The sequence below is a fragment of the Cellulomonas sp. Leaf395 genome, assembly GCF_001424125.1.
GTDB lineage: Bacteria > Actinomycetota > Actinomycetes > Actinomycetales > Cellulomonadaceae > Cellulomonas.
Genome location: NZ_LMQI01000001.1, coordinates 716,232 through 734,332 on the forward strand (window position 1 = coordinate 716,232; position 18,101 = coordinate 734,332).

An 18,101-nucleotide genomic window follows, 5' to 3' on the forward strand; every position below is an offset into this window, starting at 1 on the left:
CCTACGGGCCTTCGCCCGGGGTTGGCCCGGTGATGAAGATGTCGAACATGCTCGGGTCGTGCGCGTGCACCAGCACGAGGAACACGAACAGGTCGAACAGCAGGTGCACGGCCACCACGTAGGTCAGCGACGTGGTCCGACGGAAGATCCAGCCCTGGATCAGCGCGAACGGGATGGTGAGCAGCGGCCCCCACCCGCGGTAGCCCAGCTCCCACAGGAACGACACGAACACCGTGGCCTGCAGCACGTTGGCGAGCCAGAACGGGAAGTGCGGCCGCAGCAGCGCCAGCACCACGCAGATGAAGAACAGCTCGTCCCAGATGCCGACGGCGTTGACGCCGATGAACAACCGCACCACGTCGCCTGTGCCGTCGAGGTCCGGCCAGTTCTGCCACACCCCCGATCCCAGGAAGTACGCCGGCAGGATCAGGTAGGCCGCGAACGCCACCGCCACCAGGTAGAGCGCCTGCCAGCGGTCCCAGCGCCGGCCCGTGCGGACCGGGAAGTGGATCTTGTCGTCGTGGAACACCCGGCTGGAGATCAGCGTCGGCACGACCACTGCGAGGCCCAGCGCGACCGTGAACCTGAGCATGCCCACGTTCGACAGGTCCGCCTTCAGGGAGATCGTGCTGATGATCACCTGACCGAGCGCGATGAGGGCGAGGTCTCGTCCGAGGCGCTTGTCGACGGCGAGTCCCAGCGCCACGCCGAGGACCAGCGGCACGTAGCCGAGCGGGCGGACATGGACCGCGAACAGCAGGACCGCCGCGCCGCACACCAGCGCGGCGGCGACGACGCGGAGCGCTGCCTGGGTGGTCGGGCGAGGCTCGTCGACGGCGTGCACGCCGTCGCGGGTCGGGCTCAACGGGTCTGACACGGACGGGCCTCCAGGGTCTCGACGTGCAGTCTGACTGCTCGTCGGCCGCTGGGCGAGACTTGCCCCATGGACCTTCCGCGCGTCGCGATCACCTACTGCACGCAGTGCCGCTGGCTCCTGCGGGCCGCCTGGTACCAGCAGGAGCTGCTGACCACCTTCCACCGCGAGCTCGGCGAGGTCGCGCTGCGGCCCGCGACCGGGGGCGTGTTCCGGGTCGAGGTCGACGGGGTCCTGGTCTGGGACCGGTCGGAGCGCGGCGGCTTCCCCGAGCTGCCGGAGCTGAAGCGGATCGTGCGCGATCTGGTGGCGCCGGACAAGCCGCTGGGGCACACCGACCGCGTCGCCGAGGGATGACCGACCTGGCACCGCCCACCGCTCGAGATGGACGTTCGTGCAGGTGGACCGGGGTCCAGCACCAGGTGGACGACCGTGGACGGTGTCCGCCCGGCGTCGATAGGTTCGCCGCGGACCGGCAGGGGGAGCGACCCGGTCGGTCCACCAGAGACGACACCGAGGGTGGCCGGCCGGGAACGACGGGGGCTCCGGCCGGCCCCATGACGGGCGGGTGACCGACAGCGGGGGCTGGTCGGTCACCCGCCCGGACATCTGTTGCTGGGCGCGTCCCGCCCGCTCCGGAGCGGCAGCGGGCGGGACGCGGCGGGTCAGGCGCCGGTCGGTCGCGGGCAGGAGACCCCGGTGCCGCCGAGCCCGCAGTAGCCCGCCGGGTTCTTGTGGAGGTACTGCTGGTGGTAGCCCTCGGCGTAGTAGAACGTGCCGGCGTCCTCGGCGGACCGGATCTCGGTGGTGATCTCCCCGAAGCCGGACTGGGTCAGTCGCGGCTGGAACTCGTCACGGGTGGTGCGTGCGGCTAGCTCCTGCTCCGGCGTGGTGGTGTAGATGGCCGACCGGTACGTCGTGCCGACGTCGTTGCCCTGCCGGTACCCCTGCGTCGGGTCGTGCGACTCCCAGAAGGTGCGCATCAGGTCGCCGGCCGAGACGACCGACGGGTCGTACGCGACGAGCACCATCTCGGTGTGCCCCGTCATCCCGGTGCACGTCTCCTCGTAGCTGGGGAAGGGCGTGAACCCACCCTGGTAGCCCACGGCGGTCGTGACGACGCCGGGGATCTTCCAGAAGGTGCGCTCCGCGCCCCAGAAACAGCCCATTCCCACGTAGAGGACCTCCGTGCCCTCAGGCCAGGGGCCCTGCAGAGGGGTGCCGAGGACGGTGTGGGTGGTCGGGACGGTGTATGCGTACCGGTCGCGGCCCGCGAGGGCCCGCTCGGGGGTCACCATCGTGGTCTTCAGGGCGGATCCGAACAGCCAGCTCATGGTCTTGATCCTCTCCGGGAGCCCGGTTGGTCACCTGGGTCCTCCCGGGATCTGCAACGGTACGCACGGCGTCGGTGTTCCCGCAGAGGAGAGAAACTCTTGACCGAACCAATACCAGACCGAGAGCGCACCAGCGCATGACCCGGAGCGCACCGTCGGCGCACCGGCGCCGCCCGCCGGGCGCGAACGTCCTGAGCGCCTAGCCTGGGACGCGTGACGAACCACGCGCACCCCCACGACGACGACTGGTCCTCGGCAGGCTTCTCGACCCGCGCCATCCATGCAGGTCAGGACCCGGATCCCACCACCGGGGCGGTCGTCCCGCCCATCTACGCGACCTCGACGTACAAGCAGGACGGAGTCGGCGGACTGCGCGGCGGGTACGAGTACTCGCGCTCGGCCAACCCGACCCGGACGGCGCTGGAGTCGGCGCTCGCGGCGGCAGAAGGGGGTGCGGCCGGGTTCGCGTTCTCGTCCGGTCTCGCCGCCGAGGACACCCTGCTGCGCGCGACCCTGCGGCCGGGCGACCACGTCGTCATCCCGAACGACGCCTACGGCGGCACGTACCGCCTGGTCGCGCGGGTCTTCGGGCCGTGGGGCATCGACCACACGCCGGTCGACCTGTCCGACGCCGACGCGGTCCTCGCGGCGATCCAGCCGGGGCGCACCAAGGTCGTCTGGGTCGAGACGCCGACCAACCCGCTGCTCGGCATCGCGGACATCGCAGTCCTCGCGGCGCACGCCCGTTCTGCGGGAGCGCTGCTCGTCGTCGACAACACCTTCGCGACGCCCTACCTCCAGCAGCCGCTCGCCCTCGGCGCCGACGTCGTCGTGCACTCGACCACGAAGTACATCGGCGGGCACTCGGACGTCGTCGGCGGAGCGCTCGTCGTCGCGGACGGCGCGCAGCTGCCCGTGGGGCTGGAGGCGCCGACGGGGACGACGAGCCTCGCGGACGCGGTGCGGTTCCACCAGAACGCGTCGGGTGCCATCGCGGGTCCCTTCGACGCGTGGCTGACGTTGCGCGGGCTCAAGACGCTCGCGGTGCGGATGGACCGGCACGAGAGCAACGCGCGCGCGGTTGCGGACTTCCTCGTCGCGCACGACGCCGTGGTGTCGGTGATCTACCCGGGTCTGGACAGCCATCCCGGTCACGACGTGGCCGCGCGGCAGATGACCGGGTTCGGCGGGATGGTCTCGTTCCGGACGGGCAGCGAGGTGTCGGCACTGGCGGTCTGCGCGGCGACGCACGTGTTCACGCTCGCGGAGTCCCTCGGCGGCGTGGAGTCGCTGATCGAGCACCCCCACAAGATGACCCACGGGTCCGTGGCCGGCACCGAGCTGGAGGTGCCCGACGACCTCGTGCGGCTGTCCGTCGGCATCGAGGACGTCGCCGACCTGATCGCCGACCTCGACGCCGCGCTGGCCGCCGGGCGTGCCGCGTGAGCGCGTCGTCCCCGGGTCCGCGTCGCACGCCCGACGTGGTCCGCAACCCGGACGGCACCTCGGTGCCCCCGTCGGTGCGCAACGCAGCTGCGTGGTCCTGGCGCCTGCTGCTCATCGGCGCCGCCCTCGCGGTGCTCCTCTGGCTCCTGAACGAGCTCAAGGTCGTCGTCGTGCCGATCGCGGTGGCGCTCCTGGTCACCGTCCTGCTCGCAGCGCCCGTCGGCTGGCTGGTCCGGCGCGGGCTGCCCCGCGTGGCGGCCGTCGGGATCGCGCTCGCAGGGCTCGTCGTGCTCGTGGGCGGGCTGCTCACGCTGGCCGGGCGCTCGATCGTCAAGGGCTTCGGTGAGCTCTGGGACCAAGCCGCGCAGGGCATCGACGAGCTGACCACCTGGCTGGCCGAGGGCCCGCTGCAGCTCACGACCACCGACATCTCGGGCTGGATGGAGAGGATCCAGGGGTCGCTCAGCGGTGGGAGCACCGAGCTGGTCACCGGGGCACTGCACGCGACCACGACGGTCGCGCACGTCGCCGCCGGCGCGCTGATCGCCCTGTTCTGCACGTTCTTCTTCCTGCTCGACGGACGTGTCATCTGGGCGTGGGTCGTCGGGCTGCTGCCACGCGGGTCCCGCGAGCACGTGCATCAGGCGGGCCGGCGTGGCCTGGTCACGCTCGGTGCGTACACCCGCACGCAGATCCTCGTCGCGGGCGTCGACGCCGTCGGCATCGGGCTCGGGGCCGCGATCCTCCAGGTGCCGCTCGCGCTGCCGCTGGCGGTGCTGGTGTTCCTCGGCTCGTTCATCCCGATCGTCGGCGCCGTGGTCACCGGCTCGATCGCGATCCTGGTCGCGCTCGTCTCCAACGGACCCGTGACGGCCCTCTGGATGCTCGTCGTCGTCATCGTCGTGCAGCAGCTGGAGGGGCACGTGCTCCAGCCGTTCCTCATGGGCCACGCGGTGTCGCTGCACCCCGTCGCGGTCCTGCTCTCCGTGGCGGCGGGGTCGTTCGTCGCGGGGATCGTCGGTGCACTGTTCGCGGTGCCGATCGCCGCGACCCTCAACACCGTGCTGCTCTACCTGCACGGGCACGACAAGTTCCCGCAGCTGGGCACCGACGACCACGTCCCCGTGCGCGGGCGTGGTCATCCCGTGCTCGACCGCGCCATCGCGCAGGTGGCCGAGCTGACGTCGGAGCGGGTGGCGACAGAGGCGGAGATCGCCGAGCGCACCGACGCCGACGAGCCCCCCGCGGCGGTGGACACCGTGGCCGAGGACTCCGGCGTGCCCGGTGGCCCACCCGACGACGCGACGGAAACCGGGTCCGCCCCGACGGGCCGGCGATGATCGATCTCGCCGACGTCCGCGAGGCGGCGGTGCTGCTCCAGGGGGTCGCGGACCGCACACCGGTGCAGCTCAGCCGAGCCCTGTCGCAGGCGTGCGGGGCCGAGGTGTGGCTCAAGTGCGAGAACCTGCAGCGCGCCGGTTCGTTCAAGCTGCGCGGCGCCTACGTGCGCATGGCGCGGCTCTCGCCGCAGGAGCAGGCGCGGGGCGTCGTCGCCGCGAGTGCCGGCAACCACGCGCAGGGGGTCGCGCTCGCGGCGCGGATGCTCGGTCTGGACGCCGTCGTGTTCATGCCCGCCGACGCCGCTCTGCCGAAGGTCGCCGCCACCCGGGACTACGGCGCACGGGTGGAGCTCGTCGGGGCCAGCGTCGACGACGCCCTCGTCCACGCCCACGAGTTCGCGACGCGTACTCGCGCGGTGCTGATCCACCCGTTCGACCACGTGGACGTCGTCGCCGGCCAGGGCACCATCGCGCTGGAGATCGCGGAGCAGGTGCCCGACGTCGCGACGGTCATCGTGCCGGTCGGCGGCGGAGGTCTGGCCGCGGGGGTCGTCGCGGCGCTCGCCGAGCTGCGGCCCGACGTGCGCGTGATCGGGGTGCAGGCCGCCCGCGCGGCCGCCTACCCGGCCTCGCTCGCGGCAGGTCACCCGATCCCTGCGCCCGAGCTGCGGACCATGGCCGACGGGATCGCGGTCGGGCTTCCCGGCACGGTGCCGTTCGAGATCCTGTCGGGCCATCACATCGAGGTGCGGACCGTCTCCGAGGAGGACCTGTCCCGTGCGCTCCTGCTGGTCGCGGAGCGCGCCAAGATGCTGGTCGAGCCGTCCGGGGCCGCCGGCGCGGCCGCGGTCATGGCGGGCATAGGCCCCATCGAGGGCCCGGTCGTGGTGATCCTGTCCGGCGGCAACATCGACCCGCTCGTGCTCATGCGGGTGGTCCGTCACGGGCTCGCGTCGGCCGGGCGGTTCCTGCAGCTGCAGGTCAGGATCGACGACACCCCCGGAGCGCTCGCCGACCTGCTGCGCGCGCTCGCGGACACCGGGGGGAACGTCATGCACGTCTCGCACGCGCGGACGGTCGGCGACCTGCAGCTCGACGAGGTCGCGATCGTGGTGCAGGTGGAGACCAAGGGGCCCGAGCACTGCGACCACGTGCTGGAGCACCTGCGTGCAGCGGGCTACCGGCTGACCGACGGCTGATCCAGAAACGACGACGATGCGCCACCCGCTCCGGGGTGGCGCCTCGTCGTGCTGCGGGCCTCAGCCCGCGAAGGGCTTCGCGTCGGTGATCTCGACCGTGATCTCACGCCCGTTGGGCGCGGTGTACGAGGTCGAGTCGCCGATCTTGGTGCCGTTGATCGCCGCCCCGAGGGGCGACGTCGGCGAGAAGACCTCGATGTCGGAGGTCCCGGCGATCTCGCGGGAGCCGAGCAGGAAGACCATCTCGTCGCCGGCGACGAGGGCCGTCACGACCATGCCGGGCTCGACGATCCCGTCGTCCGGGGGCGTCCCGATCTGGACGTTGCGCAGCTTCTCCTTCAGCTCGCGGATGCGCGCAGCCTGCTTGGCCTGCTCCTCGCGAGCGGCGTGGTAGCCGCCGTTCTCCTTGAGGTCGCCCTCGTCGCGCGCAGCCGCGATGCGTTCGATGACCTCTGCGCTGCCCTCACCCTCGAGGTGGGTCAGCTCGGCCGTGAGGCGGTCGTAGGCCTCCTGGGTCAACCATGTGGCCGCAGTCGTATCGGTCACGATCGCTCCTTTCCTGACGTGTGTGCCGGACGAGCCGACGTCCGCGCTGACCGGGGGGTCAGCGCTCGGCAGTCCGATCGTCCGGACGCATCGTGGCGACGCGTCCGGAGAGCGGGTATTGAGGGGTGCTCCGCCGTTCCCTCTCGGTCGGGTGGACCAGTCGTGGCGCCGGACCGGGGCGGCGTTGAAACGAACAGGATAGCAAGGCAGGGGCCACGGAACCGCGAGATCACCCGCTCAGCGGCCCGATCAGGACGTGGGGTCCTCGACCAGCTCGCAGGACTCCACGATCCCCGTCACCGCCAGCTCGGTGGTCTGCACGGGGACGGTGACCCGGCGCGTCGCCGAGTCCGCCGGGCCGACCTCGACCGTGCGGACCCCGACCTCGGCGTAGGACTCCGACAGCGCCGTGACCGTACAGGTCACCGTCGACTCCTTGGGCTTGGTCACCTCGAACGTCACGTCGACGGAGCGCGACCCGTCGACGTGGTAGCCCACGTCCTTGTACGACACCGGCTGCCCCGCCATCGTGAGGCCGATCCAGACGACGACGGCGATACCGACGACCGCCGCCACCACGATCCCGATCCGGCCGCGCCGGGCGGACCGCGCGGTCGGCTCGGGACCGTACCGACCGGCGGGCGGTCGGGTGGTGGGCGGCTCGGTCACTGCGCTCCTCGTGCTCTCGCGCGGGCGACGCGAGCTGGATGGTGTTCGGTGCGGTGGTGGCGCGACGCGGGTGCCGCGTGCGCGATCATTGTCTCTCGTCCAACCACCCGCCCGTGCCGAGCGGACCGCGACCCTCGCGGTCCCGGCGGGCCATCGGCGGGCGACCGACGGGAGGCCCGAGGTGACCGGAGAGCGGCTGCGCCTGATGGCGGTGCACGCCCACCCCGACGACGAGTCGAGCAAGGGCGCCGCGACCACGGCAAAGTACGCGGCCGAGGGCGTCGAGGTGCTGGTCGTGTCGTGCACGGGTGGCGAGCGCGGGGACGTGCTCAACCCGCAGCACCCCGCGGTCGACGGCGGTCTGGACGGCATGCGCGAGTACCGCAAGCACGAGATGGCTGCGGCGGCGCTGGCGCTCGGGGTGCAGCACCGGTGGCTGGGCTTCGTCGACTCCGGACTGCCCGAGGGCGACCCGCTCCCGCCGCTGCCGGACGGGTGCTTCGCACTCCTCCCGCTCGAGGAGGCGTCTGCCCCGCTGGTCCAGCTGGTCCGTGCGTTCCGGCCCCACGTGATCACCACGTACGACCCGTCGGGCGGCTACCCGCACCCCGACCACATCATGTGCCACCGCGTGTCGGCGGAAGCGTTCGAGGCGGCCGGTGACCCGGAGCGCTACCGCGGGCTCGGCGAGCCGTGGAGGCCGTCGAAGCTCTACTACAACCACGGCTTCTCGCTCGCACGCATGCGGGCGGTGCACGACGCCATCGTCGCCGCCGGCCGCGAGTCCCCGTTCGGCGACTGGCTCGACTCCCGGCAGGCCCGCGAGGTGCCCGAGCGCGAGGTGACCACCCGGATCGAGTGCTCCGCGTTCTTCGGGCAGCGCGACGACGCCCTGCGTGCCCACGCCACCCAGATCGACCCCGACGGCTTCTTCTTCGCGGTGCCCCGCGAGCTCGAGATCGCCCAGTGGCCGACCGAGGAGTACGAGCTCGCGTCGTCGCACGTGCCCGTGACCCTCCCGGAGGACGACCTCTTCGCCGGGCTTCGTGGGGGCCCGACCACATGATCCCGCTCCTCGCCGCGTCGACCCCCAGCCCGTCGCCGTCGGACGTCACGATCGACGGCACACCGCTCGGTTCGCCGGGGTTCCTCGGGTTCGTGTTCACGTTCGCGCTCGCACTCGCTGTGGTCTTCCTGTTCCTCTCCTTGACCAAGCAGCTGCGCATCGTCGACCGCCGTGCGAAGGCGTTGGGGCTCGACGACGACGACGACCGCACCGCGGGCCCGCACGCCGACCTGGGCATGGTCGACGCCGGCCCCGGCGGTCCGGACCTCGAGGTCGACGCGGACGTCGCAGTCGCACCGTGGGACATCGTCGGCGACGACGAGCCAGGTCGTGCGCCACGACAGGGCCCGGGCGGGTCACGGCCCAGCGGTCCGACGCCGGATGACAAGTCGCCTGAGCGTCCGCAGGACGACCCGGGCTCGTCTCGATGAGCGCCGCCCCGGAGCCCCCGCAGCGGCCCTCCGTGCGCGTGACCGTGGCGCAGCTGCAGGTCAGCGACGACCACACCGCCAACCGGGAGGTGGTGGAGGACGTCTTCCAGACGGCGTCACGCGCCAGCGCCGACCTGCTGGTGCTGCCGGAGTACGCCTCGGGGTTCGACCCTCGGGGCGTCGGCGCGGAGCACGCAGAGCCGCTCGACGGCCCGTTCGTGACGATGCTGCGCACGCGTGCGAGGTCGACGGGGGTGGTGGTCCTGGCGGGGACCACGCTGCCCGCGGACGGCGGTGACCCCCGCGCGGTGAACGCGGTCGTGGCGGTCGACGGGTCCGGCGAGCTGGTCGGGGTCTACCGCAAGGTGCACCTGTACGACGCGTTCGGGCACCGGGAGTCGGACCGGCTGGTGCCGGGTCCCACGGATGCGCCGCCGCTCGTCGTCGAGGTGGGTGGCCTGACCTTCGGGGTGCTGACCTGCTACGACCTGCGGTTCCCGGAGTCGGCGCGACGGCTGGTCGACGCGGGCGCCCAGGTGCTGGTCGTCCCCGCGGCGTGGGCCGCGGGTGAGCTCAAGGCGATGCACTGGCGGACGCTCGCGATCGCGCGAGCGATCGAGAACACGGCTGCGGTGGTCGCCGTCGGTCAGTGCGGTCGCGGGGTCGTCGGGCGCTCGCTCGTGGTCGCACCCGACGGGGTCGTCGGACTCGAGCTGGACGAGGAGCCCCAGGTGCGGACCGTGGACCTGGACGGCGCGGCGCTGCTGCGTGTCCGGGAGGAGAATCCGTCGCTGAACAACCGGCGGTACACGGTGGTCCCGGTCGTCTGAGGCCCTGTCAGGCCGACCCGTACGACGCCAGCGAGACCGCGACGTAGTGGCAGCCGTACCCGACCACCGTCAGCACGTGGAAGATCTCGTGGAACCCGAACCAGCGCGGGCTCGGGTTGGGCCACTTGGTGCCGTAGACGACCGCCCCGAGCGTGTACGCGAGCCCGCCCAGGGCGATGAGCAGGACGATCGCGAGGCCGCCGGACCGGTAGAACTCCGGGAAGAACCAGACCGCGACCCAGCCGAGCGCCACGTAGACGGGGACGTAGACCCAGCGCGGGGCGCCGAGCCAGAACACGCGCGCGAGCAGGCCGACGAGGGCCCCGGACCACACGACGATCAGGAGCGTGCGGGCCGTGTCGGCGGGGAGCAGCAGGACCGACAAGGGCGTGTACGTGCCGGCGATGATGAGGAAGATGTTGGTGTGGTCGAGGCGTCGCAGCACTCCGGCGACCTTCGGGGACCAGTGGCCCCGGTGGTAGACCGCGCTGGTGCCGAACAGCATCACCGCGGTGAGGCCGAAGACGGCGGTGGACCACTTTGCCAGCGGGGTCGGCGAGAGGACGACGAGCACGATCGACGCCACCAGCACGAACGGGGTGACGCCCGCGTGGATCCAGCCGCGCAGTTGCGGCTTGACGGTCTCGGCGACCCGGTCGACGCGTTCGACCAGGCTGTCGGGCTCGTCGGGCCGGTGCTCGTCGCGCCCGTGCCCGACCGCCTCCGACGAGGCCACGGGCGACGCGCCCGGCTGTCCGGGGGCGGGCACGGGGGAGGAGCTCATGGACCGGACTCGATTCGTCAGCGGAAACCTACGACACCGTAGGTTACGACACCGTAGGTAGGCAGTCGACCGTGCCGCGCGCGATGTGACGCGGTCGACGGAGCCCTGCGGAGCACCTCCGAAAGTACCCCGCACCCCTCGGGTCTGCGGTGCGTGACCGGTCCCGGGCGGGGTCCTGTGAAGGTCCGGTGCACTGATGCTTGCGGCCGGGAAGACCGCGTCCGCCGACCCCACCCGGCGAGTACGGTGAGCGGGTTCCCCTCGCCTGGACCAAGGAGTGCGCGTGCGTCTGCCCCACCCGCTCTACGGGCTGTACGAACGCCAGCTGGCGGCGTCGCTCCCGAAGGACGGACTGCCGCGCCACGTCGGGGTCATCCTGGACGGCAACCGCCGCTGGGCGCGCAGCGTGGGGGAGTCGACGCGGCACGGGCACCAGGCCGGAGCGGACAAGATCGCCGACCTGCTCGAGTGGAGCGAGGACATCGGGGTCGAGGTGGTCACGCTGTGGATGCTGTCCACGGACAACCTCGCCCGCAGCGCCGACGAGCTCGAGCCGCTGCTCGAGATCATCGAGGACGCGGTCGCGGCGCTCGCGGCCACGGGTCGATGGCGGATCCAGGCCGTCGGAGCGCTCGAGATGCTTCCCGAGCACACCGTCCGGGCCCTCGTCGCCGCACAGGAGGCCACAGCCGGCGTCGTCGGGCTGCACGTGAACGTCGCGGTCGGCTACGGCGGGCGCAAGGAGATCGCCGACGCCGTGAAGTCGTTCCTGCGCCAGCACGCCGACGCCGGGTCGAGCCTGGACGAGCTCGCGGAGGCGTTCGACGTCGAGCACATCGCCGAGCACCTCTACACCAAGGGGCAACCCGACCCCGAGCTCGTGATCCGGACCTCCGGCGAGCAGCGGCTCGGCGGGTTCCTGCTCTGGCAGAGCGCGCACTCGGAGTTCTACTTCTGCGAGGCGTACTGGCCCGACTTCCGTCGGGTCGACTTCCTGCGCGCGGTCCGCGCCTACGCTGCGCGGGAGCGACGCGGCGGACGCTGAGTCCCCGGGTTAAATGTTCGGACCGTGTCCAGCGAGTTCGGCGCGCCGACCTGCGGCTCTGCAGCGCGACGGCTGCTGAGGGCCGGTCCGCCCAGGTGAACACCGTGTAAACACATGCGCGTGCCTCCACGCGGCGACCCCGTGCCGGGCTTAAGTTCCGCCGTAGAGGACAGCGACCGCCGTCCCCGGGAGGCCAGCCCATGGAGCATCCGCTCCGGGAGGAGGGCCGGACCCGGCCCTTCGTTCCCGGAGGGGCCGACCGCCCCCGTCCCGTCGCCGAACGTCGGTGCGAGGTCCTGCTCTGGCAGGACTCCGGCGTCCGGTGCCCGTCTCGGCGCACGTAGCGCCGGAGGGAGCCTGCCGTGGTCAGCAAGGCGCAGCTCGACCCCCAGTCCACGACCCCCGCCACCGTGACTGATGGCCGCAAGACCCACGTGCTCGACACCTCGGTGCTCCTCTCAGACCCGCGGGCGATCCTGCGGTTCGCGGAGCACGACGTGGTCCTCCCCGTCGTCGTCATCACGGAGCTCGAGGCCAAGCGGCACCACGCGGAGCTGGGCTACTTCGCCCGGTCGGCCCTCCGGATGCTGGACGACCTGCGGATCGAGCACGGCCGGCTCGACGTCCCGATCCCCCTCGGCGACGACGGCGGCACCCTGCGGGTCGAGCTCAACCACACCGACCCGTCCGTGCTGCCGGCGGGCTTCCGGCTGGGCGACAACGACACCCGCATCCTGGCGGTCGCGGCCAACTTCGCGGCCGAGGGGCACGACGTGGTCGTCGTCTCCAAGGACCTCCCGATGCGCGTCAAGGCGTCGGCCGTGGGCCTCGTCGCGGAGGAGTACCGCGCCGAGCTTGCCGTGGACTCCGGCTGGACCGGCATGGACGCGCTCGACCTGGCCGAGCAGCAGATGTCGCAGCTGTGGGAGCACGAGACGATCGCGCTGGCGGACGTCGCCAACGGGTTCACGCCGACCAGCGTCGCCGGCACCAACCCGAACGACCTGCTCTGCCACACGGGCGTGGTCCTGCACAGCCCCCGCGGCTCGGCGCTCGGCCGAGTGACCGCGGACAAGCACGTGCAGCTCGTCCGCGGGGACCAGGACGTGTTCGGTCTGCACGGGCGCAGCGCGGAGCAGCGGATCGCGATCGACCTGCTCCTCGACGAGGAGATCGGGATCGTCTCCCTCGGCGGTCGGGCGGGCACCGGCAAGTCCGCGCTCGCCCTGTGCGCCGGGCTCGAGGCCGTGCTGGAGCGTCGGCAGCACCGCAAGGTCATGGTGTTCCGGCCCCTGTACGCGGTCGGCGGCCAGGACCTCGGCTACCTGCCCGGCAGCGCCGACGAGAAGATGAACCCCTGGGCGCAGGCCGTCTTCGACACCCTCGGGGCGCTGGTGTCCAAGGAGGTCGTCGAGGAGATCATGGACCGCGACATCCTCGAGGTCCTGCCGCTCACCCATATCCGCGGGCGCTCGCTGCACGACGCGTTCGTCATCGTCGACGAGGCCCAGTCGCTCGAGCGCAACGTCCTGCTGACGGTGCTGTCCCGCATCGGGCAGAGCTCGCGCGTGGTCCTCACTCACGACGTGGCCCAGCGCGACAACCTGCGGGTCGGTCGGCACGACGGCGTCGCCGCCGTGATCGAGGCGCTCAAGGGCCACCCGCTGTTCGCCCACATCACGCTCACCCGCTCGGAGCGCTCGCCCGTCGCCGCGCTGGTCACCGAGCTGCTGGAGGGCATCGAGGTCTGATCGATGGACGGACGCCCGGGCACCCCGCGTGGGGCCCGGGCGTCTGCCCGTCGTCAGTGGTGCCCGTGACCTTCGTGCCCGGCGTGGTCGACGGTGTCGTGTCCCTCGTGCCCGGCCTCGAGCTCCCGGACGAGGGCGCCGAGCCCGACGCCGAGCGCGTGCCGCTCCTCGGGGCTCAGCCGTGCGAGCAGCCGGCCGTGGTGCTCGCTCAGGTCCGCGCCCACGCGGGCGGCGACTTCCCGTCCGTGCGCGGTCAGCGTGAGCCGGTACAGGCGCCGGTCGTCGGCGTCGCGCTCGCGGCTCAGCCACCCGCGCTCCTGCATCCCCGCGGCGAGGCGGCTGACCGTGCTCTTCTCGAGGCCCAGGCGGGCGGCCAGCTCCTGCTGAGAGAGGGCGCCGGCCTCGGCCAGCTCGCCGAGCGCGAACGTCTCCGACACCGACAGCCGCACACCGGCGTGCTCGTGCGGACGCTGAACCGGTTCGAGGAAGCCACTCGACCGGACAATCTGCTGGACGAACCGGCGCAGCCCGTCGTCCGGGAAGGTTGTGCTCTGCAACTGTTGCGCCTACTCTCCTCGTAAGAGTTGTGACGTACAACTGTAGGGGAGAAGCGCGATGACCGACACCGAGCACCACAGCCACCAGCACCGGCCGGGGCGGCTGCACGGCCACCTGTCGCCCCACGGCCACGGGATGGGAGCCATGAACGACCCGGGGCGGTACGAGCGCGTCTCCGGTCGCCTGGCGGCCCGCGTCTACCGCCGCGTCGCTCGCGACGTGACGGCCCTACAGCTCCCCGACGGGGCGCGCGTGCTCGACGTCGGCACCGGCCCCGGGACGATGCCGCGCCTCATCGCTGCGTCCGCTCCCGGTCTGCAGGTCGACGCGATCGACCTCGCTCCCGAGATGATCGCCTGGGCGCAGCAGACCGCGACCGCGGGGGTGACCTACACGGTCGCCGACGTCGCGGCGCTGCCCTGGCCCGACGCCACCTTCGACGTCGTCGTGTCCACCATCAGCCAGCACCACTGGGCCGACCCCACCGCCGGCCTGCGGGAGATTCGGCGGGTGCTGCGGTCGGGCGGGCAGGCGTGGATCTACGACATCCGGTGGGCGCTCCCGCACGCGGACTCCACAGCCGCGTCTCTCGGGACCGGCACCTCCGTCGTGCGCGAGCGGCGCCTCACCCGGACGTCGTGGCTGAACCCCGTGGGACGCCTGGTGCTACGGCCGGAGTAAGCGGCTCGTCCGGCGGTGTCACTCGATGGTGATCGGTGTGCCCAACGGCAGGAGGTTCGCGAGAGTCGTGATGTCCTCGTTGTGCAGACGGATGCACCCGTGGCTGGCCGACTGTCCGATGCTGTCGGCCTTGTCCGTGCCGTGCAGGCCGATCTGCCCGGGCCCGCCCCCGAACTCGTTCAGGACCTCGGAGAAGGCCGCGATCCCGTACGCGTACGGACCGTAGCCGGTGTTCGTCGGTGCGAGCAGCTCGGTCAGGTAGAAGTCCCCGAGTGGTGTCGGCGTGTCACCCGTGCCCACGGCGGCAGGGAAGGTCTGCACCACGACGTCGTCCTCGAGCAGGGTGACGGAGTGGTCCGCGGTCGAGGCGTGCAGGCTGTAGTGGAGCACGCTCACCGAGACCTCGGACGTACGGATCCATCCGGTCGTCCCGTTCGGCCGCATCGGCAGGCGCACGCGAAGCCAGTCACCCTGGTACTCCTCGATGTAGAACGTGAGCGGTGCGCCCGAGGCGATCGGATTGGAGAAGTCGGAGAGCATGGCACCGCCGGGGGCGTGGTAGGCCGTGACGACCTCGACCGACGCCTCGGCGACGCTGTGTACGGGCGCAGGTGCGGGCGCCGGTACCGCAGTGACGCCCGCAGTAGGGAGGACCACTGCTGGTGTCGTGGCCGTCGTGGCCGTCGGGGTCGGGGTGGTCGTCGGCGCCTGCGGTGCGCTGCAGGCCGCGAGAGCGAGGACGAGGGCGAGAAGCGCGCCGCCGCGGGCGAGAGGTGAACGCATGGAGGTGTCTCCTGGCCGGGACGTCCGTGTGGCCCGGCCGCTTGCGCGACCGGGCCACACGGAGGACGAGCGAAAAACTACCGGATCAGCCTGTGAAGGTCGCCGCGCCCGGGACGGGGGTCGCGACCGGCGCTGCCGGGGTCACAGGCGCCACGGGCGGGGCCACGGGCACGACGGGCGCTGTCGGAGTGGCGAAGTTCCACGTTGTGCCGCCCCAGGTCACGGTGCTCAGAACGACAGTCTGTCCTGCGGGGACGAACAGACCGAAGGCGAGCACCTCCGCGTCTCCGGCGGCCTGGAAGGCGGCAGCGATCGTGGCGAACGGCACCGCAGCGTTCGCGACGAGTCCAAGGGACGGGACATTCTGGCTGGAGATCCAGTCCGTCGTGGTCAACGGCGTGCCGGGGACCGCTGGACGAAGGGTGGTGAACTCCGCGTTCCCGGCGCCGTCGAAGAAGACCGGCACCTGGAAGGCATAGTTGCCGGTCGCCGGCGCGACGGACGCGCCTCCGATGAGCGAGGTGAACTCCGCGCCCGTCTCGACGACGGTCGTCTGACCGTAGAGCAGCTGGTTCTGTCCGGTGATGGTCAGGCCAGTGGTGTCCTGGGCCAGCGCGGGGCCGACGGGGTTGCCGAGGAACCAGGTGCCGGCGGGATACGTCGCACCCTCGACGCCGATGCTTCCGATCGGGACGTCGATGGCGTTTGCCGCGGCGCCGAGGCCGAGGACGGATGCGGTGGCCAGCGCGAGAGTCGCGCCGACGGCTGTGAGCTTGTTGATCTTCATTCTTGAAGCCACTCCTCGTGTAGGGATGTCCAGCCGGTGGACCCTCTAGAACGCTGTGTCCTGCGCCCGAGGCTATAGCATCAACGCGCCGATCTCGGAATGTCCGAATTTGTCAATTGGAGAGATATCCCACCTCTACGATTCGCGACCAGAGTTAACCAACGATCCGTCGGCGATGTGCAGCACGCGGTCGGCCAGGGACACCATCAGCGGGTCGTGGGTGGACACGATCGCGGTCATCCCCTCGGCCTCGACGACGGCCCGGATGAGCGCCATCACGGCGGTGCCTGTCTCGGTGTCGAGCTGACCCGTGGGCTCGTCCGCCACCAGGAGGCGCGGCGAGTTGGCCAACGAGCGGGCGATGGCGACGCGCTGCTGCTGACCACCCGAGAGCTCGCCGGGCCGCTGCAGGGCGTGCGACCCGAGGCCGACGAGGTCGAGCAGCAGCTGCACGCGCGCCTCACGGTCCTTGGTGGGGAGCTTGCGCAGGCGCAGGGGCACGCCGACGTTCTCCGCGGCGGACAGCACCGGGACGAGGCCGAAGGTCTGGAACACGAACGAGACGACGTCCCGCCGCAGCTCGACCAGGCCACGCTCGTCGAGCGTCGAGACCTCACGTCCGTCGACGACCACGCGACCGGCGTCGGGTCGGTCCAGACCGCCGATCACGTTGAGCAACGTGGTCTTGCCGGAGCCCGAGCGGCCGACCAGTGCGACGAGCTCGCCGGGCGCGATGGTGAACGAGACGTCCCGGAGGGCGTGCACGGCGGCTGAGCCCGTCCTGTAGGTGCGGCTGACGTGCTCGACCCGGACGACGGGCTCCGTGCTCGCGGCAGCGGTCGGCGCGGGCGTGCTGAGGGCGGTGGTCACCGGTCGGCCTCCTGGTCGGCGGATGCGGCGGGTGCGGCAGGTTCTGTGGCGATGGGCGCGGCGGGCGGCGCCGGCACGGCGGGGACCGCCCCCGTGGGTGTGGCGGAGTGCCGGCCGGGCGGCCGGCCGGAGGTGGGGGTCGGGGTGGACCGCTCCGGCCACAGCGAGACGTGCGACTCCTCGAGCGCCAGCCGTACCCGGCCGACCAGGTTCAGGGCCTCCCGGTACTCGCGCGGCAGCTGCACGCGGCCGGCGCGGTCGAGCACGGCCAGCTCCTCGGCCACCACGTGCTCGGTGCCGTCGTCGCGAGTGTGCGTGCGCCGGACGACCTCGGAGCTGGTGCGCCCGTCGCGGATGGCGACCGTCCGCTGCACGTGCTCGCTCACGCCGGGGTCGTGGGTGACGACGACGACCGTGGTGCCCAGCTCGCGGTTGACGGTCCGCAGGCCTTCGAGGACGTCGTGCGAGGTGGCCGAGTCGAGCTCGCCCGTGGGCTCGTCGGCGAAGAGGACCTGGGGGGAGTTGGCGAGCGCGACGGCGATGGCGACCCGCTGCTGCTCGCCGCCGGACATCTGCCCGGGCCGGCGGTCGGCGCAGTAGCCGACGCCGAGGACCTCCAGCAGCTCGGCCGCGCGGCGGTCGCGCTCCTTGCGTCGCACCCCCGCCAGGGCGAGCGGGAACGCGACGTTCTCCGTGGCGCTCAGGTACGGCACGACGTTGCGGGCAGTCTGCTGCCAGACGAACCCGACCATCGAGCGCCGGTACGCCACCCGCTGCGTGCTCGACATCGACATGAGGTCCCACGGACCGACGCGCACCTTGCCGGCGGTGGGGACGTCCAGACCGGACAGCACGGACAGCAGCGTCGACTTGCCCGAGCCGGAGGCGCCGACGATCGCGACGAGCTCGCCGTCCTCCACGAGCAGGTCCAGGCCCTGCAGCGCCTGTACCTCGACGCCCTCGGACTGGTAGATGCGCACCAGGGAGTCGCACACGATGAGCGCGTGCTCCCCGAACGCATCCGTCCGCTGTCGGGCGCGTGCTTCGAGCGCGCTCCAGCTCTCGGACGCTGACTCCTCGACCGTCTGCACCGCGTTCATCAAGACC

At 72.0% G+C, this 18,101-nt stretch carries 20 protein-coding genes; 10 read left to right on the top strand and 10 right to left on the bottom strand.

What is annotated here, in order from left to right:
- Position 1: 1 nt before the first annotated feature.
- Positions 2–844, bottom strand: coding sequence for a CPBP family intramembrane glutamic endopeptidase (locus ASG23_RS03315; RefSeq protein ID WP_056020760.1), 843 nt, complete (start codon positions 842–844; stop codon positions 2–4).
- Between the two features lie 99 nt (positions 845–943).
- Between ASG23_RS03315 and ASG23_RS03320 the strand changes: the two genes are divergently transcribed.
- Positions 944–1,231: a SelT/SelW/SelH family protein gene (locus tag ASG23_RS03320; protein ID WP_056019962.1), complete on the top strand. Its 288-nt coding sequence runs from the start codon at positions 944–946 to the stop codon at positions 1,229–1,231.
- 308 nt (positions 1,232–1,539) lie between these two features.
- Here ASG23_RS03320 and msrA read toward each other — a convergent pair whose 3' ends face one another.
- Entirely contained in the window at positions 1,540–2,208 is a 669-nt protein-coding gene (msrA, locus tag ASG23_RS03325; RefSeq protein ID WP_056019965.1) for a peptide-methionine (S)-S-oxide reductase MsrA, read from the bottom strand.
- A gap of 213 nt (positions 2,209–2,421) precedes the next feature.
- Here msrA and ASG23_RS03330 point away from each other — a divergent pair, with 213 nt between their 5' ends.
- The 3 genes from ASG23_RS03330 to ilvA are packed head-to-tail and all read left to right on the top strand — an operon-like array spanning position 2,422 to position 6,193.
- Positions 2,422–3,654 carry a cystathionine gamma-synthase gene (locus ASG23_RS03330; protein ID WP_056019968.1) on the top strand — a complete coding sequence of 411 codons (1,233 nt, stop codon included), beginning with the start codon at positions 2,422–2,424 and terminating at the stop codon, positions 3,652–3,654.
- Positions 3,651–4,994, top strand: a complete 1,344-nt coding sequence (locus ASG23_RS03335; protein ID WP_442856801.1) for an AI-2E family transporter — start codon at positions 3,651–3,653, stop codon at positions 4,992–4,994. The genes ASG23_RS03330 and ASG23_RS03335 overlap by 4 nt, the downstream gene beginning before the upstream one ends.
- The gene (gene ilvA, locus ASG23_RS03340; RefSeq protein WP_056019973.1) at positions 4,991–6,193 is read left to right on the top strand and encodes a threonine ammonia-lyase; all 1,203 of its coding nucleotides are present in this window, start codon (positions 4,991–4,993) and stop codon (positions 6,191–6,193) included. Before ASG23_RS03335 ends, ilvA begins: the two co-directional genes overlap by 4 nt.
- Before the next feature lie 60 nt (positions 6,194–6,253).
- Here ilvA and greA read toward each other — a convergent pair whose 3' ends face one another.
- The gene (gene greA, locus ASG23_RS03345) at positions 6,254–6,739 is read right to left on the bottom strand and encodes a transcription elongation factor GreA (protein WP_056019975.1); all 486 of its coding nucleotides are present in this window, start codon (positions 6,737–6,739) and stop codon (positions 6,254–6,256) included.
- Between the two features lie 249 nt (positions 6,740–6,988).
- Positions 6,989–7,408: a DUF4307 domain-containing protein gene (locus ASG23_RS03350; protein WP_056019977.1), complete on the bottom strand. Its 420-nt coding sequence runs from the start codon at positions 7,406–7,408 to the stop codon at positions 6,989–6,991.
- Between the two features lie 181 nt (positions 7,409–7,589).
- On the opposite strand from ASG23_RS03350, the gene mca reads away from it, so the two are divergent.
- Genes mca through ASG23_RS03365 form a run of 3 tightly spaced genes read left to right on the top strand, consistent with a single transcriptional unit; the run spans position 7,590 to position 9,735 of the window.
- Positions 7,590–8,474 (top strand): mycothiol conjugate amidase Mca, encoded by an 885-nt coding sequence (gene mca / locus ASG23_RS03355; RefSeq protein WP_056019980.1) that lies wholly within the window; start codon positions 7,590–7,592, stop codon positions 8,472–8,474.
- Positions 8,471–8,905, top strand: coding sequence for a hypothetical protein (locus tag ASG23_RS03360; protein ID WP_056019983.1), 435 nt, complete (start codon positions 8,471–8,473; stop codon positions 8,903–8,905). The genes mca and ASG23_RS03360 overlap by 4 nt, the downstream gene beginning before the upstream one ends.
- Complete coding sequence (locus ASG23_RS03365; protein ID WP_056019986.1) at positions 8,902–9,735, top strand: carbon-nitrogen hydrolase family protein; 834 nt, start codon at positions 8,902–8,904, stop codon at positions 9,733–9,735. The genes ASG23_RS03360 and ASG23_RS03365 overlap by 4 nt, the downstream gene beginning before the upstream one ends.
- A gap of 7 nt (positions 9,736–9,742) precedes the next feature.
- Here ASG23_RS03365 and trhA read toward each other — a convergent pair whose 3' ends face one another.
- Positions 9,743–10,519 (bottom strand): PAQR family membrane homeostasis protein TrhA, encoded by a 777-nt coding sequence (gene trhA / locus ASG23_RS03370; protein ID WP_082515719.1) that lies wholly within the window; start codon positions 10,517–10,519, stop codon positions 9,743–9,745.
- Positions 10,520–10,802: 283 nt separating this feature from the next.
- Between trhA and ASG23_RS03375 the strand changes: the two genes are divergently transcribed.
- The gene (locus tag ASG23_RS03375) at positions 10,803–11,564 is read left to right on the top strand and encodes an isoprenyl transferase (protein WP_056019989.1); all 762 of its coding nucleotides are present in this window, start codon (positions 10,803–10,805) and stop codon (positions 11,562–11,564) included.
- Between the two features lie 362 nt (positions 11,565–11,926).
- A complete protein-coding gene (locus ASG23_RS03380; protein WP_056019992.1) occupies positions 11,927–13,315 on the top strand; it encodes a PhoH family protein in 1,389 nt (462 codons plus the stop codon).
- A gap of 53 nt (positions 13,316–13,368) precedes the next feature.
- Here ASG23_RS03380 and ASG23_RS03385 read toward each other — a convergent pair whose 3' ends face one another.
- A complete protein-coding gene (locus tag ASG23_RS03385; protein WP_056019995.1) occupies positions 13,369–13,872 on the bottom strand; it encodes a MarR family winged helix-turn-helix transcriptional regulator in 504 nt (167 codons plus the stop codon).
- Positions 13,873–13,930: 58 nt separating this feature from the next.
- Here ASG23_RS03385 and ASG23_RS03390 point away from each other — a divergent pair, with 58 nt between their 5' ends.
- On the top strand, positions 13,931–14,554 hold the full coding sequence (locus ASG23_RS03390; protein ID WP_056019998.1) for a class I SAM-dependent methyltransferase: 624 nt from the start codon (positions 13,931–13,933) through the stop codon (positions 14,552–14,554).
- Positions 14,555–14,572: 18 nt separating this feature from the next.
- Here the strand turns inward: ASG23_RS03390 and ASG23_RS03395 are convergent, their stop codons facing one another.
- The 4 genes from ASG23_RS03395 to ASG23_RS03410 form a co-directional block, all read right to left on the bottom strand.
- A complete protein-coding gene (locus tag ASG23_RS03395) occupies positions 14,573–15,337 on the bottom strand; it encodes a L,D-transpeptidase family protein (RefSeq protein WP_056020001.1) in 765 nt (254 codons plus the stop codon).
- Positions 15,338–15,422: 85 nt separating this feature from the next.
- On the bottom strand, positions 15,423–16,124 hold the full coding sequence (locus ASG23_RS03400) for a hypothetical protein (protein WP_056020005.1): 702 nt from the start codon (positions 16,122–16,124) through the stop codon (positions 15,423–15,425).
- 135 nt (positions 16,125–16,259) lie between these two features.
- Positions 16,260–16,994, bottom strand: coding sequence for an ABC transporter ATP-binding protein (locus ASG23_RS03405; protein WP_056020008.1), 735 nt, complete (start codon positions 16,992–16,994; stop codon positions 16,260–16,262).
- Positions 16,991–18,094, bottom strand: coding sequence for an ABC transporter ATP-binding protein (locus ASG23_RS03410; RefSeq protein ID WP_082515721.1), 1,104 nt, complete (start codon positions 18,092–18,094; stop codon positions 16,991–16,993). Before ASG23_RS03410 ends, ASG23_RS03405 begins: the two co-directional genes overlap by 4 nt.
- Positions 18,095–18,101 lie beyond the last annotated feature (7 nt).

What these genes read in the sequence shown, in the direction of transcription:
- ASG23_RS03320 (WP_056019962.1), top strand. Translation starts at nt 944, where the DNA reads ATGGACCTTCCGCGCGTCGCGATCACCTACTGCACGCAGTGCCGCTGG.
- msrA (WP_056019965.1), bottom strand. Translation starts at nt 2,208, where the DNA reads ATGAGCTGGCTGTTCGGATCCGCCCTGAAGACCACGATGGTGACCCCC.
- ilvA (WP_056019973.1), top strand. Translation starts at nt 4,991, where the DNA reads ATGATCGATCTCGCCGACGTCCGCGAGGCGGCGGTGCTGCTCCAGGGG.
- ASG23_RS03360 (WP_056019983.1), top strand. Translation starts at nt 8,471, where the DNA reads ATGATCCCGCTCCTCGCCGCGTCGACCCCCAGCCCGTCGCCGTCGGAC.
- ASG23_RS03365 (WP_056019986.1), top strand. Translation starts at nt 8,902, where the DNA reads ATGAGCGCCGCCCCGGAGCCCCCGCAGCGGCCCTCCGTGCGCGTGACC.
- trhA (WP_082515719.1), bottom strand. Translation starts at nt 10,519, where the DNA reads ATGAGCTCCTCCCCCGTGCCCGCCCCCGGACAGCCGGGCGCGTCGCCC.
- ASG23_RS03390 (WP_056019998.1), top strand. Translation starts at nt 13,931, where the DNA reads ATGACCGACACCGAGCACCACAGCCACCAGCACCGGCCGGGGCGGCTG.
- ASG23_RS03395 (WP_056020001.1), bottom strand. Translation starts at nt 15,337, where the DNA reads ATGCGTTCACCTCTCGCCCGCGGCGGCGCGCTTCTCGCCCTCGTCCTC.
- ASG23_RS03400 (WP_056020005.1), bottom strand. Translation starts at nt 16,124, where the DNA reads ATGAAGATCAACAAGCTCACAGCCGTCGGCGCGACTCTCGCGCTGGCC.
- ASG23_RS03410 (WP_082515721.1), bottom strand. Translation starts at nt 18,094, where the DNA reads ATGAACGCGGTGCAGACGGTCGAGGAGTCAGCGTCCGAGAGCTGGAGC.